Source organism: Streptomyces sp. NPDC058665, assembly GCF_042714995.1.
In the GTDB taxonomy this organism is placed as follows: Bacteria; Actinomycetota; Actinomycetes; order Streptomycetales; family Streptomycetaceae; genus Streptomyces.
In genome coordinates this window covers 30,512-43,468 of sequence record NZ_JBHXRX010000005.1, presented here as the reverse complement: position 1 = coordinate 43,468, position 12,957 = coordinate 30,512, and the positions used below count along the sequence as shown (strand labels likewise).

10 protein-coding genes are annotated in these 12,957 nt (G+C 71.8%); 4 read left to right on the top strand and 6 right to left on the bottom strand.

Going from position 1 to position 12,957, the window contains the following annotated elements; genetic code table 11:
* Window position 1: 1 nt before the first annotated feature.
* From ACFWV8_RS04305 to mce, 4 genes are all read right to left on the bottom strand, one after another.
* A complete protein-coding gene (locus tag ACFWV8_RS04305; RefSeq protein WP_384197859.1) occupies window positions 2-979 on the bottom strand; it encodes an ATP-binding cassette domain-containing protein in 978 nt (325 codons plus the stop codon).
* A 99-nt stretch (window positions 980-1,078) separates the two neighbouring features.
* Window positions 1,079-2,017 carry a cellulose-binding protein gene (locus tag ACFWV8_RS04300; RefSeq protein WP_363241320.1) on the bottom strand — a complete coding sequence of 313 codons (939 nt, stop codon included), beginning with the start codon at window positions 2,015-2,017 and terminating at the stop codon, window positions 1,079-1,081.
* 276 nt (window positions 2,018-2,293) lie between these two features.
* Window positions 2,294-6,034: a polarized growth protein Scy gene (gene scy, locus ACFWV8_RS04295; protein WP_384197857.1), complete on the bottom strand. Its 3,741-nt coding sequence runs from the start codon at window positions 6,032-6,034 to the stop codon at window positions 2,294-2,296.
* Between the two features lie 310 nt (window positions 6,035-6,344).
* On the bottom strand, window positions 6,345-6,794 hold the full coding sequence (mce, locus tag ACFWV8_RS04290) for a methylmalonyl-CoA epimerase (RefSeq protein WP_384197855.1): 450 nt from the start codon (window positions 6,792-6,794) through the stop codon (window positions 6,345-6,347).
* Window positions 6,795-6,935: 141 nt separating this feature from the next.
* Here mce and ACFWV8_RS04285 point away from each other — a divergent pair, with 141 nt between their 5' ends.
* Window positions 6,936-8,138 (top strand): acetyl-CoA C-acetyltransferase, encoded by a 1,203-nt coding sequence (locus ACFWV8_RS04285; RefSeq protein WP_329381456.1) that lies wholly within the window; start codon window positions 6,936-6,938, stop codon window positions 8,136-8,138.
* A 90-nt stretch (window positions 8,139-8,228) separates the two neighbouring features.
* On the top strand, window positions 8,229-9,188 hold the full coding sequence (gene meaB, locus ACFWV8_RS04280; protein WP_384197853.1) for a methylmalonyl Co-A mutase-associated GTPase MeaB: 960 nt from the start codon (window positions 8,229-8,231) through the stop codon (window positions 9,186-9,188).
* 131 nt (window positions 9,189-9,319) lie between these two features.
* Here the strand turns inward: meaB and ACFWV8_RS04275 are convergent, their stop codons facing one another.
* The gene (locus tag ACFWV8_RS04275; RefSeq protein WP_384197851.1) at window positions 9,320-10,141 is read right to left on the bottom strand and encodes a PepSY domain-containing protein; all 822 of its coding nucleotides are present in this window, start codon (window positions 10,139-10,141) and stop codon (window positions 9,320-9,322) included.
* A 114-nt stretch (window positions 10,142-10,255) separates the two neighbouring features.
* On the opposite strand from ACFWV8_RS04275, the gene ACFWV8_RS04270 reads away from it, so the two are divergent.
* Window positions 10,256-10,918 (top strand): response regulator transcription factor, encoded by a 663-nt coding sequence (locus ACFWV8_RS04270; protein ID WP_384197849.1) that lies wholly within the window; start codon window positions 10,256-10,258, stop codon window positions 10,916-10,918.
* Entirely contained in the window at window positions 10,915-12,510 is a 1,596-nt protein-coding gene (locus tag ACFWV8_RS04265; RefSeq protein ID WP_384197847.1) for a sensor histidine kinase, read from the top strand. Before ACFWV8_RS04270 ends, ACFWV8_RS04265 begins: the two co-directional genes overlap by 4 nt.
* Here the strand turns inward: ACFWV8_RS04265 and ACFWV8_RS04260 are convergent.
* Window positions 12,460-12,936 carry a MarR family transcriptional regulator gene (locus tag ACFWV8_RS04260; RefSeq protein WP_329381442.1) on the bottom strand — a complete coding sequence of 159 codons (477 nt, stop codon included), beginning with the start codon at window positions 12,934-12,936 and terminating at the stop codon, window positions 12,460-12,462. The two genes, ACFWV8_RS04265 and ACFWV8_RS04260, sit on opposite strands and share 51 nt — an antisense overlap.
* Between the last annotated feature and the right edge of the window lie 21 nt (window positions 12,937-12,957).

Below are 12,957 nucleotides of genomic sequence, written 5' to 3'. Positions count from 1 at the left end.
GTCAGGCTCCCTTGCCCTGGTTGCCGTGCTGTCCCCACTGGGGACCGGGGCCCGCCGGGGGTGCGCCGCCCGCATCGGAATGCGCGTGGTACTCGACCGACTCCGCCGTCATCTGCATGAACGCGTCCTCCAGCGAGGCGCGTTGGGAGCTCAGCTCGTGCAGGACGACCTGCTGCCGCGCCGCCAGCTCACCGATCTGCTCGGAGCTGGAGCCGTCGATCTCCAGCGTGCCGTCCTCGGCCTCGACGACGGTGAAGCCGCCCTCGGACAGCGCGTCGAGCAACTGCTCCCGCTGCGGGGTGCGGACCCGGACGAAACTGCGCGAGTTCTCGTGGATGAAGTCGGCCATCGAGGTGTTCGCCAGGAGCTTTCCCTGGCCGATCACGATCAGGTGCTCGGCGGTCAGCGACATTTCACTCATGAGATGGCTGGAGACGAAGATCGTGCGGCCTTGGCCCGCGAGGGTTTTCATCAGATTGCGAATCCAGTGAATGCCCTCCGGGTCCAGACCATTCACCGGCTCGTCGAACATCAGGATCTCGGGATCACCGAGCAGCGCCGCGGCGATACCCAGCCGTTGGCCCATACCAAGAGAGAAGCCTTTCGACTTCTGCTTGGCCACGGCCGTCAGACCGACGGTGTCCAGAACCTCGTTGACCCGGCGCACCGGAATGCGGTTGCTCTGGGCGAGACACAGGAGGTTGTTGTACGCGCTGCGCCCGCCGTGCATGGCCTTCGCGTCGAGGAGGGCGCCGATGTACTTCACCGGCTCTTCGAGGTCGCGGTAGTGCTTCCCGTCGATCCGGACCGAACCGCCGGTCGGGATGTCCAGGTCGAGCATCATCCGCATGGTGGTCGACTTACCGGCTCCGTTGGGTCCCAGAAAACCCGTCACCACTCCGGGCCTGACCTGGAAGGAGAGGTGGTCGACCGCGATCTTCTTCCCGAAACGTTTGGTGAGCCCTTCGACCTCGATCATGCCGACAACCTAAGGGCGCGCAAAGCCCCCCGCCACTCCACTGGCGGGGGGCTTGCACGATCGTTACTTACGGAACGAAGCCGTCTACCAGCCGTACGGCTAGCGCGACTGCTGCGCCGGGACACCACGCGAGATGGGCTCGTCCTCGGCCGGCGTACCCGCCGCGGCGACGGCCGCACCGGTCAGCGTGGCCAGCATCTCGCGGACGTTGGTCAGCTGGGCGTTGATCGAGTCGCGGCGGTTGGTGAGCGCCGCCAGCTCGCGCTCCGATTCGCTGCGGATCCGGTCGGCCTTGGCGTTCGCGTCGGCCACGATGTCCTCGGCCTGGCGCTGCGCGGTCTCCACCGTCTGACGGGCGCGGCGCTCCGCGTCCGTACGGAGCTTCTCGGCCTCAAGACGCAGCTGCTCGGCGCGGTGCTCGATCTCCGCCAGGCGCTTCTCGGCCTTCGCCTGACGCGACGCCAGGTCACGCTCGGACTGCTCACGCCGCTTGGCGAGGTTCGTCTCGAAGTCCGCGGCGGCCTGGGCGGCCTTGGCGCGGGTCTCCTCGAAGAGCGCGTCGGCCTCCTCGCGCTTCTGCTGCGCGTCCTTCTGCGCCTCGGAGCGCAGGGTCTGGGCCTCGCCCTTCGCCTTCTCGACGATACGGACGCCCTCGTCCTCGGCCTTCGCCTTGCGGTCGACGGAGAACGCCTCGGCGTCGTTCCGCACCTGCTGGGCCGCCGACTCGGCGAGCTCGCGGTGCTGTTCGGCCGCGCGACGGGCCTCTTCGCGCAGGTCCTTCGCCTCCTCCTCGGCGAGGCGGAGGATCTTCTCAACGCGCGCTCCCAGGCCGGCGTACGACGGCTCCGCGTCGGTGACCTGGGCCTGAGCGTTCTGCGTTTCGAGGTGGAGCTCCTCGATGCGCTTTTCCAGTGCGGTGATCCGTGCGAGAGCACTGTCACGGTCGGCGACGAGCTTGGTAATGCGGTCATCCACCTGACCGCGGTCGTAACCACGCCGCACGAGCTCGAAGCCGAATGGGGAGGAAGTGTCGCTCATGAGGTTCCTGTCGAATGAGACCGGTGAGGTGATAGGGGGAATCCTAGGGGCCAAAGCGGCGTGTCATCGTGCGGATGCGGGTTTGATCTGGAGAATGTCCAGCCTTTTGAGTGGCACGGGCCTGTCGTGTGGAACTTGCCGGGCTCGCGTGCCCTGGCGCCGCGACTCGCCGCGTTGTCGTCGGTCGGCATGGCTCCGCCATGACTCCCTCCTCCGCCTTGCGATCCACGACACCAGACCCCGCTCACTGATCCGGCCTGCTCCACACGACAGGCCCTAACTGTCGGACGACTTGCCACCCGAACGAGTCACACCCGCCGCCGCGCCCGCCTTGACGCTACCCCCGCCGGCGCCGCCACCGGACCCCGTCTTGCCGCCCGCGCCCGGAGTCTCGAAGGATTCCAACGCTTCCAGCACATCCTGCACACGGGAGATCTCCGCCTGGATGTCCTCGCGCCTGCGTACCAGCACGTCGAGTTCACGTCTGCCCTCGTCGACCATCCGGCCGGCCTCCGCCTCGGCGTCGGCGCGGAACTTCTCGCCCTCGCGGGTCAGTTCGGCCTTCTTCTGCTCCGCTTCCTTCAGCAGCGCCTCGGCCCGCTTCACCGCCGCGATCCGGACCTTGCTCGCCTCCGAACCGGCCTCCGCCACCAGGGCCTTGGCCTTCCGCTCGGCCTCCTGCTGCTGTTCGGTGGCCGCCTTGACGAGTTTGTCGACGCGTTCGCCGGCGTTCTTCATCTGCTCGGCCGTCTCCCGGCGTGCCCGCTCGTGGAGTTGGTCGATCTCGCCCTCGATCCGCGCCCGCAACTCCTCGGTGCGCTCACGGATGGCGGTGGCGTCCCGGCGCGCCCCGACGAGCAGTTCGTCGGCGTCCGTACGGGCCTTCTCCACCAGGGAGTTGCCCTCGACCGTCGCGTCCGCCTTGAGCCGCGCCGCCTCGGTGCGCGCGGCGCCCACCATCGTGTCGGCCTGGGCCTCGGCCTCGGTGGCGGCGCGGAGCGCCTCCTCCTGGGCCTTGTTGATGAGCTGGTCGGCCTGCTCGGCCGCGTCGCCCCGGCGCTTGGACGCGTTCGCCCGCGCGTCGTCGAGCAGCCGGTCCGACTCCGTGATCGCGTCGCTGACGGTCCGTTCGGCCGTCGCCTCGGCGTCCGACCTGATCCGCTCGGCCTCCGCGCGGAGCCGTTCGGCCGCCCGCTGGGCCGAGTTGACGGTCTCGGCGGCGTCGGCGCGCATCCGCTCCGACTCGCTGGTCGCCTCGCCGATGAGCCGGTCCGCCTGCTCCGCGGCGTCGCCCCGGATGCGGTTGGCGTCGTCGCGCGCCTCCTGGCGGGCCCGGGACGCGTCCTGCTCGGCCGCGGCCAGCGAGTCCGACGCCTCGGTCCGTACCCGCTGTGCGTAATCGGCGCTCTCCGCGCGCAGCCGCTCCGCCTCGGCGACCGCCTCGCCGACGGTGCGCTCGGCGAGCGCCTGGGCGGCGTCCGTCTCCTCCTGGGCGCGGGCACGCAGCCGGGCCGCGTCGTCCGAGGCACGCTCGCGCTCCGCGTACGCGTCGGCGCGGACCCGGTCCGCCTCCTCCTGCGCCTCCGACTTCGTGCGCTGCGCCGCGTGTTCGGCGGCGGAGCGCAGTCCGGCGATCTCCTGCTCGGCCTGGTCGTGCAGCCCGGAGACCGCGTCCCGTACCTGCTGCGCGGTCTGTTCGGCGGCCGACACCATCTCGGTGGCGCGGAAGTCGGCCTCCTCGACCAGCCGCGCTGCCTCGGTCTGCGCCTCGTCGACCCGCTTACGGGCGGAGGCCAGCAGCTCCTCGCTCTGCTCGCGGGCCCGCTCGCGCTCCTGGTCCGCCTCCGTACGGGCGGCGCTCAGCAGGTTCTCGGCCTCGCGGCGGCGGCGTACCGCCTCCTCCTGCGCGGCGTCGAGCGCCTCGGCCGCCTCGGTGCCCACACGCTCGGCCGCGGCGGCGGCCTCGGCGCGCAGCCGGTCCGCGCTGTCCTGGGCCTCGGACTTGATCCGCTCGGCCTCCTGAGTGGCCTCGTCCCGCAGCCGTACGGCGGTCGACTCGCCCTCCGCGCGGGAGCGTCCCGCGTCCTGCGCGGCCTCGTCCCGCAGCCGCTCGGCCTCCTGCTCGGCCTGGGCCTGGAGCGTACGCAGCCGCTCGGCGGACTCCGCCCGCAGCCGCTCCGTCTCCTCGGCGGCCTCGCGCCGGATCCGCTCGCTCTCGGCGCGGGCGTCGGTCAGCGCCGACTCGGCGCCGCTCAGGCGCTGTTCGGCCTCGGTGTGCAGCCGCGTCAGCTCGTCGGCGGCCTCGGACCTACGGGCCTCGACACCGCGCTCGGTCTCCTCGCGCAGTTCGCCGGCGGCCCGCTCGGCGGCGGTCTTCACCGCCTCGGCCTGCTCCTCGCCCTCGGCGCGCAGCCGGTCCGCCTCGGCCCGCGCGCGCTCCAGGGTCTCCTCGGCCTGCTTGCGCAGCGTCGTGGCGCGCTCGATGGCCTCCGTACGGACCCGCTCGCTGTCCGTGGACGCGGTGGCGCGCATCTCGTCGGCGTCGGCGCGCGCCTTGGTCAGCAGCTCCTCGGCGGTGCTGGCCGCCTCCTCGATCTGCTGGACGGCCTCACGGCGCGCCTCGCTGCGGATGCGCTCGCCCTCGGCGACGGCCTCCGAGCGCAGGGTCTCGGCCTCGCCGCGCAGCCGGCGCGCCTCCTCCTGGAGCTCGACCGTCTTGGCGCGGTACTCCTTGGTGTCGTCCTTGGCCGCGCCCTTGAGCTGGTCGGCCTGCTCGGCGGCCTCGCCGCGCAGCCGGTCCGCCTCGGCCTCGGCCTCGCGGCGGATCCGGTCGGCCTCCTCGCTCGCCGCGCGGGTGGTGGCCCTGGCGTCGTCGGACGCCTTGGTGAGGACCTCCTCGGCCGTACGGGCCGCCTTGGCCAGCTGGGCCGCGGAGTCCTCGGAGGCGGCCGTACGGGCCTTCTCGGCGGCCTCGGTGACCATCTTCTCGGCCTCGGCGCGGGCGTCGGCGAGCGCCTGCTCGGCCTCCGCCTTCAGCGCCTCGGACTCCTTCGTCGCCTCGCCGACGAGCCGGGCGATCTCGGACTTGGCGGTACGGGTGCGCTGCTCGTACTGGGTCTCGGCGCCGGCCAGCCGCTTGACCGCGGTCTCCTTGGCCTCGGTGACGAGCTTCTCGGCCTCGGCTCGGGCCTCGCGCAGCCGCTCGTCCGCCTCCTGTATGCGCGCTTCGGCGGACCGGCTCAGCTCGCCTGCCTGCTGGCGCGCCTGGTCGGACTCGGCCGTCGTCGCCGAACGGAGCTGCTCGGCGTGGGTGGTGGCCTCCTGCGCCTGCGTGGACGCGGCGTTGAGCAGCCGCTCGGCGTCCTTGCGGGCCCGCTGAAGAATCGCTTCGGCCTCGGCGCGGGCCGTCTCCGCCTCGGCGCCCAGCCGGCGGCGGGCGTCCTCTGCGACCCGGGTGGCCTCGGCGCGGGCGGCGGCCAGGGATTTCTCGGCCTCGCCGCGTGACTCTTCCAGCAGCCTGCGGGCCTGTGTCTCCGTACGGCCGCGCAGCTGCTCGGCCCAGGCGACGTTCTCGTTGACGTGCGACTCGACGGTCTGGCGGCGCTCGGCCAGCTCCTGGTCGAGGCGCTGGCGGCGCTGTACGGCCTCGGCGTGCAGCTCGGCCTGGAGCCTGGCCTGGTGCTCGGCGTGCTCCTGGAGGATGCGCTGCGTCTGGGCGCGGGCCTCGCGCAGCTCGCGTTCGGCGTCGGTGCGCAGCTGGTCGGCCTGGATCTGCGCGTTACGGAGCATCTGCTCCGCCTGGTAGCCGAGGTCGGCGTTGTCGTAGGAGGGCCGGGACGCCAGGTTGCGGCGCGCCTCGTGCAGTTTCGCGCGCAGTACTTCGACCTGGTAACCGAGGTCCTCGGCGTGCTGGACGGCCTTCTCCCGCGCGGTCTTCAGCCGATCCATCTCGGCTTCGAACCGCGAAAGGTGGTCGTCGTCAGCTCGGTGGCTCTCCTGGCGTTCGTAGCCCCGCACTGCGCGGTCCCATCCGTCCCCTGGTCGCAACTCAGCATTCGGTACCGCCCGACGGGCGAACGGCCCCCCGGGGAATGGTGACAGATCATCGGCCGAGGCGCCGCCCCGACCCGGCCCCGGCCCGGAGCGGCCCACTCTACCGGGCCGGGAATCGTTCGGGTCAGTGCTCTTGGGGCTTAGGGCCTGTCGTTCGGATCTTGCCGGGCTCGCGGTCCGTGGTGCCGCGCCTCGCCGCGTTGTCGTCGGTCGTCATGGCTCCGCCATGCCTCCCTCCTCCGCCTTGCGATCCACGGCACCAGACCCCGCTCCCTCATCCGGCCTGATCCGAACGACAGGCCCTAGCGGCCGAGGTGACCAGTTCGGTCAGGACGCCGTGACAGTCCTTGGGGTGCAGAAACGTGATGCGGGAGCCCATCGATCCGTTGCGCGGCTCCTCGTAGAGAACCCGTACACCCTTCTCCCGGATCGCCTCGGAGTCGCCGTCGACGTCCTCGGTACCGAAGGCGATGTGATGGACGCCCTCGCCGTTCTTGGCCAGCCATTTGCCCACGGCCGAGTCCTCGCGGACCGGTTCGAGCAGCTGGAGGTACGAGGCGCCGCCGTCGGACGTCTCGTTGATCTTGAGCATGGCCTCCCGTACGCCCTGCTCCTCGTTGATCTCGGTGTGGAACACCTCGAAGCCGTAGGTGGCCCGGTAGAACTCGACGGTCGCGTCGAGGTCGTGGCAGGCGATTCCGATGTGGTCGATACGCGTCAGCATGCGCACAGTGCAGCGCCAACCGAGCGGTTACGCAACGTGCGCGCTGTCACACTCACGGCCGGGTGACCCGGGACCTGTGCGCTCAGTACATTTGGTGAACCCTCGTTAACCCTCAATCGTCAGGCAAAGGGGTCGCATCTCATGCCGGATTCGAACACCACCACTTCCGTCATCGTCGCCGGTGCGCGTACGCCCATGGGCAGGCTGCTGGGGTCGCTCAAGTCCTTCTCGGGCGCCGATCTCGGCGCCTTCGCCATCAAGGCCGCGCTGGAGCGGGCCGGCGTCACCGGCGAGCAGGTGCAGTACGTGATCATGGGGCAGGTGCTCCAGGCCGGGGCGGGGCAGATCCCGGCGCGGCAGGCGGCGGTCAAGGCCGGCATCCCGATGAGCGTCCCCGCGCTCACGGTCAACAAGGTCTGTCTCTCCGGCCTCGACGCGATCGCCCTGGCGGACCAGCTGATCCGCGCGGGCGAGTTCGACATCGTGGTCGCGGGCGGGCAGGAGTCCATGACGAACGCGCCGCATCTGCTGCCGAAGTCCCGTGAGGGCTACAAGTACGGCGCGATCGAGATGCTGGACGCGATGGCCCACGACGGTCTGACCGACCCGTTCGAGTCCATCGCCATGGGCGCCTCCACGGAGAAGCACAACACCCGGCTCGCCATCGCCAGGCCCGAGCAGGACGAGGTCGCGGCGGCCTCCCACCAGCGGGCCGCGGCGGCGCAGAAGAACGGCGTCTTCGAGGCCGAGATCACGCCCGTCGAGATCCCGCAGCGCAAGGGCGACCCGGTCGTCTTCGACCGGGACGAGGGCATCCGCCCGGACACGACCGCCGAGTCCCTGGGCAAGCTGCGGCCCGCCTTCTCCAAGGACGGCACGATCACGGCGGGCTCCTCGTCGCAGATCTCCGACGGCGCCGCCGCCGTCGTGGTCATGAGCAAGGCCAAGGCGGTCGAGCTGGGCCTGGAGTGGCTCGCGGAGATCGGTGCGCACGGCAACGTGGCGGGACCGGACAACTCGCTCCAGTCGCAGCCCGCGAACGCGATCAGGCACGCCCTCAAGAAAGAGGGCATCGCCGTCGACGATCTGGACCTCATCGAGATGAACGAGGCCTTCGCCGCGGTCGCCGTCCAGTCCACCAAGGAGCTGGGTGTGTCCCCCGAAAGGGTGAACGTAAACGGTGGAGCCATCGCACTCGGCCACCCGATCGGGATGTCCGGCGCCCGGCTGGTGCTGCACCTGGCGCTCGAACTGAAGCGGCGCGGCGGCGGCGTGGGCGCGGCGGCGCTCTGCGGCGGCGGCGGTCAGGGCGACGCGCTGATCGTGCGGGTGCCGAAGGCGTAGGCGTACGCGTACGCCCGGGTCAGGACGCGGGCGTCCCGGCGAAGGCCGGGCACGGAACCCATCGGCGAGCAGGAACGGAGCGCGGTACGGATGACGGTGGACGTCCCCCAGCTGGTGGCCCAGGCGCGGGAGGGCCGGCCCAGGGCGGTGGCCCGGCTGATCTCACTGGTCGAAGGGGCGTCGCCGCAACTGCGCGAGGTGATGGCGGCGCTGGCCCCGCTCGCGGGCGGGGCGTACGTCGTGGGTCTCACCGGGTCGCCCGGTGTCGGCAAGTCGACATCGACCTCCGCGCTGGTGGCCGCGTACCGGAAGGCGGGTAAACGTGTCGCCGTCCTGGCCGTCGACCCGTCGTCCCCCTTCTCGGGGGGAGCGCTGCTCGGGGACCGGGTCCGGATGTCCGACCACGCGTCGGACCCCGGCGTCTACATCCGCTCGATGGCGACCCGCGGCCATCTCGGCGGGCTCGCCTGGTCGGCGCCGCAGGCGATCCGGGTGCTCGACGCGGCCGGCTGCGACGTGATCCTGGTGGAGACCGTGGGCGTCGGGCAGTCGGAGGTGGAGATCGCCTCCCAGGCCGACACCTCGGTGGTGCTGCTGGCGCCCGGCATGGGCGACGGCATCCAGGCGGCCAAGGCCGGAATCCTGGAGATCGGTGACATCTACGTCGTCAACAAGGCGGACCGGGACGGCGCCGACGCGACCGTCCGCGAGCTGAACCACATGCTCGGCATCGGCGAGGCCCGCGCCCCCGGCGACTGGCGCCCGCCGATCGTCAAGACGGTCGCCGCGCGGAACGAGGGCATCGACGAGGTCGTCGATGCACTGGACAAGCACCGCGCGTGGCTGGAGAAGAACGACGTCCTCACCGAACGGCGGGCCAGGCGCGCGGCCCGCGAGGTGGAGACCATCGCCGTCACCGCGCTCCGCGAGCGCATCGGCGACCTGCGCGGCGACCGCCGGCTGGGCGCGCTGGCGCGGCGGATCGTCGCGGGCGAACTGGACCCGTACGCGGCGGCGGACGAACTGGTGGCGGGGCTGACGGGCGGGTAGCGCACCGGGCGCGCACAGCGCGAAGTGCCGGTGGCAGAGGAGGGGGTTGTCCTCTGCCACCGGCTGCCCAGGCCGCCGCCGGGCCGTACGGCGCACGTACGGCTCAGGCGTCAACTGTCCCGCGCACGGCGTCAGTCGTCGTCGCCGTCGTCCCCGTCGTCGTCACCACCGCGGTCGTCGTCCCGGTCGTCGTCACCACCGCGGTCGTCGTCCCGGTCGTCGTCACCACCGCGGTCGTCGTCCCGGTCGTCGCGTCCGTCGTCGTCCCTGTCGTCCTTGTCGTCGCCCCGGCCCGCCGCCACGGCGCCGGAGGCCATGTCGACCGTCACCGCGTGCGTACGGCCGTCGTCACCGCGCACCGTCACCTCCCAGTGGCCCGCCTCGCGGTCGTCGTCGTCCGCGTCGACCGATGTCACGGCGCCCGGGTGCTTCTTGAGCGCTGCCGCCGCCGCTCCCGAGGCGTCCACCGCGGCGCCGTTCACCGCCGCGCGCTCGTGGCGGTCGTCGTCGCTGTCGTCATCGTCGTCGTTGTCCGCGCGGACCGAGCCGGTCGTGGCGTCGACCCGCAGGTCGTACCACTTGCCGTCCTGGCCGATGATGTCGACTTCCCAGTGCCGGCGGCCGGACGAGCCGTCGTCGTCATCGTCGTCGTCCAGGTCGACGGACTCCACCTTGCCGGGGTGCCGCTTCAGCGCCGCCGCGGCCGCCTGCTCCGCGGTGAGCCCCGGCTTCGCCGCCGAGGTGTCGTCCTTCCCGTCGCCGCCGTTGCTCCCGGCGCCGTCGTCCCGGTCGTCGTCACCGCCGCCCGCGCCGTTCACCAGCGACGCCGATGACACCGACTCCGGTACGGCGCCGCCGCCGGAGCCGGTGGCGCCCCCGGCGACCGCGGTGTACGTACCTCCGCCGATCACAGCCGCTGTCGCGATGCCGGCGATGACAAGATTGCGCTTCATGAGGGTTCCTCCCCGTCGGGCCGATTCGCCTGACCTCAATCTGGCTGAGGGAAGCTGAAGGCAGCCTGAAGCCACCTGAAGGGTTCTTCAGGTTCGGTTTGGGAGGCTGTGCGCATGCGCCTGTTGATTGTCGAGGACGAGAAGCGGCTCGCGGTGTCGCTGGCCAAGGGCCTGCGCGCCGAGGGCTTCGCCGTGGACGTCGTGCACGACGGCCTCGAAGGGCTGCATCTGGCCGGTGAGGGCACGTACGACCTGATAGTGCTCGACATCATGCTGCCTGGCATGAACGGCTACCGCGTCTGCGCCGCCCTGCGCGCCGCCGGCAACGACGTACCGATCCTGATGCTGACGGCCAAGGACGGCGAGTACGACGAGGCCGAGGGCCTCGACACCGGCGCCGACGACTATCTGACCAAGCCGTTCTCGTACGTCGTGCTCGTCGCCCGGGTCAAGGCGCTGCTGCGCCGCAGGGGTTCGGCCGGCGCCTCGCCCGTACTGCGGATCGGCACCCTCACCGTGGACACCGCGACCCGCCGCGTCCACCGGGCGGACATCGAAGTCGCGCTCACCGCCAAGGAGTTCGCGGTCCTCGAACAACTCGCGGTGCGGGCCGGGCAGATCGTGGGCAAGCCCGAGATCCTGGAGCATGTCTGGGACTTCGCGTACGACGGCGATCCCAACATCATCGAGGTCTACATCAGCGCGCTGCGCCGCAAACTGGGGGCCACGACGATCCAGACGGTGCGCGGCGCCGGCTACCGGCTGGTGGCCGTATGAGAGCCCCGTTCTCCTCCGTACGGTCCCGGGCCGCGCTCGCCGCGACCGCCGTGGTGGCGGTGGCGCTGGTGGCCGCCGCGTTCGCCCTGCTGTTCGCGCTGCGCTCCAATCTGACCGACCAGGCGGCACGCCAGGCCGACCAGTTCTCGCTGGAGGTCGCCCAGCAGATCGCGAACCGGGTGCCCCTCGGCGAGCTGGATCTGCCGGGGAGCGAGGACCACCCGACCCAGGTGCTCGACGGGAAGGGCCGGCTGGTCGTCGCGAGCGAGGACCTGGAGAAGATCACCGGCACCGGCGTGCCCGCCGTACGCCCCGCGTCGCCCCCGCCCACCGCGGCGCCGACCCCCGCTCCCACCCCGTCGCCCACGCCGACCGGCGACGACGATGACGATGACGACGACAGCGGCGGTGACGACGACACCGACGACGACACCGACGACGACAGCAAGGCTCCTGAGGTCCCGGCCGACGGAGCGGTCTCCCGGGCCCTGGACCACCGCACCGGAAGCGCCACCGTCGACGGCAGGTCCGTGGACCACCTCTTCTCCGAGCGCCGGGTCACCGGCCTCGCGGGCGGCCCGTACACCGTCCTCACGGGCTCCTCGCTCGGCCCGCAGGAGAGCGCCGTCCGCGCGACCACGATCGCGATGATCGTCGGCGTGCCCGCCCTGCTGGTGGTCGTCGGCGGGGTGACCTGGCTGGTCACACGGCGCGCGCTGCGGCCCGTGGAGGGCATCCGGCGCGAGATGGCCGCGATCACCGCCTCCGAGGACCTGACGAGGCGGGTGCCGGAGCCGGCGACCCACGACGAGGTCGCCAAGCTGGCCCGTACGACGAACGAGACGCTCACCGCCCTCGAAGCCTCCGTCGACCGTCAGCGGCGCTTCGTCGCGGACGCCTCGCACGAGTTGCGCAGCCCGATCGCCTCGCTGCGTACCCAGCTCGAAGTGGGGGAGGCGCACCCGGAGTTGCTCGACGTGCCGGGCGCGGTGGCCGACACCGTACGGCTCCAGCAACTCGCCGCCGACCTTCTGCTCCTCGCCCGTCTGGACGCGGGGGAGCACGCCGGGAGTACGCGGCTGGATCTGGCCGCACTCGTACGTGAGGAGGTCTCGCAGCGCTCGGCCGACCGGATCCCGGTGACGCCGGACGTCCGGGGCAGCGCCGAAGTGGCGGGCTCGCGCGGCCAGTTGGCGCGGGTGCTGGGCAATCTGCTGGACAACGCGCAGCGCCACGCGGCGGGGGAGGTGCGGGCGACGGTGCGCCGGGAGGACGGCCAGGTGGTGCTCGCGGTCTGCGACGACGGGGCCGGGGTGCCCGAGGCGGAGCGGGAGCGGATCTTCGAGCGGTTCGTACGGCTCGACGACGCCCGCAGCAGGGACGACGGCGGCGCGGGGCTCGGCCTCGCGATCGCCCGCGACGTGGCACACCGGCACGGCGGGACGCTGGACGTCGGCCGTGCCGAGGCGGGCGGCGCCAGGTTCGAGCTGCGCCTGCCCGCCGCCGGCCGGGACCAGGCCGTGCCGGTACCGGCCCCCGCGTCAGCTCTTGGCGCGGCGCCCGCGCAGGTGCTCGGCGACCGGCGTGAGTGACGCGCTCAGCGCTTCGAGCGCCTCGGCGGGCAGCAGATCGATGAAGTGCGCCCGTACGGAGGCGACATGGTGCGGAGCGACCTCCTGCATCGTCTCCATGCCCTTGTCGGTGAGGACGGCGAAGAGGCCGCGGCGGTCGGACTCGCAGTTCTCGCGGCGGACCAGGCCCACGTTCTCCAGCCGGGTGATCTGGTGCGAGAGACGGCTCTTGGACTGAAGCGTGCCGGCGGCGAGGTCGCTCATCCGCAGCCGCCTGTCCTCGGCCTCGGAGAGGTTGACCAGGATCTCGTAGTCGTTGTTCGTCAGTCCGAAGGGCTGGAGGTCCTTCTCCAACTGGTGCATCAGCAGTCTGCTGACATCCAGATGGGTGCGCCAGGTGCACTGCTCCGCGTCACTCAGCCAGCGGGTGGCCGTCTCGGTCTCCATAAATGAATTCTACCTAAGATG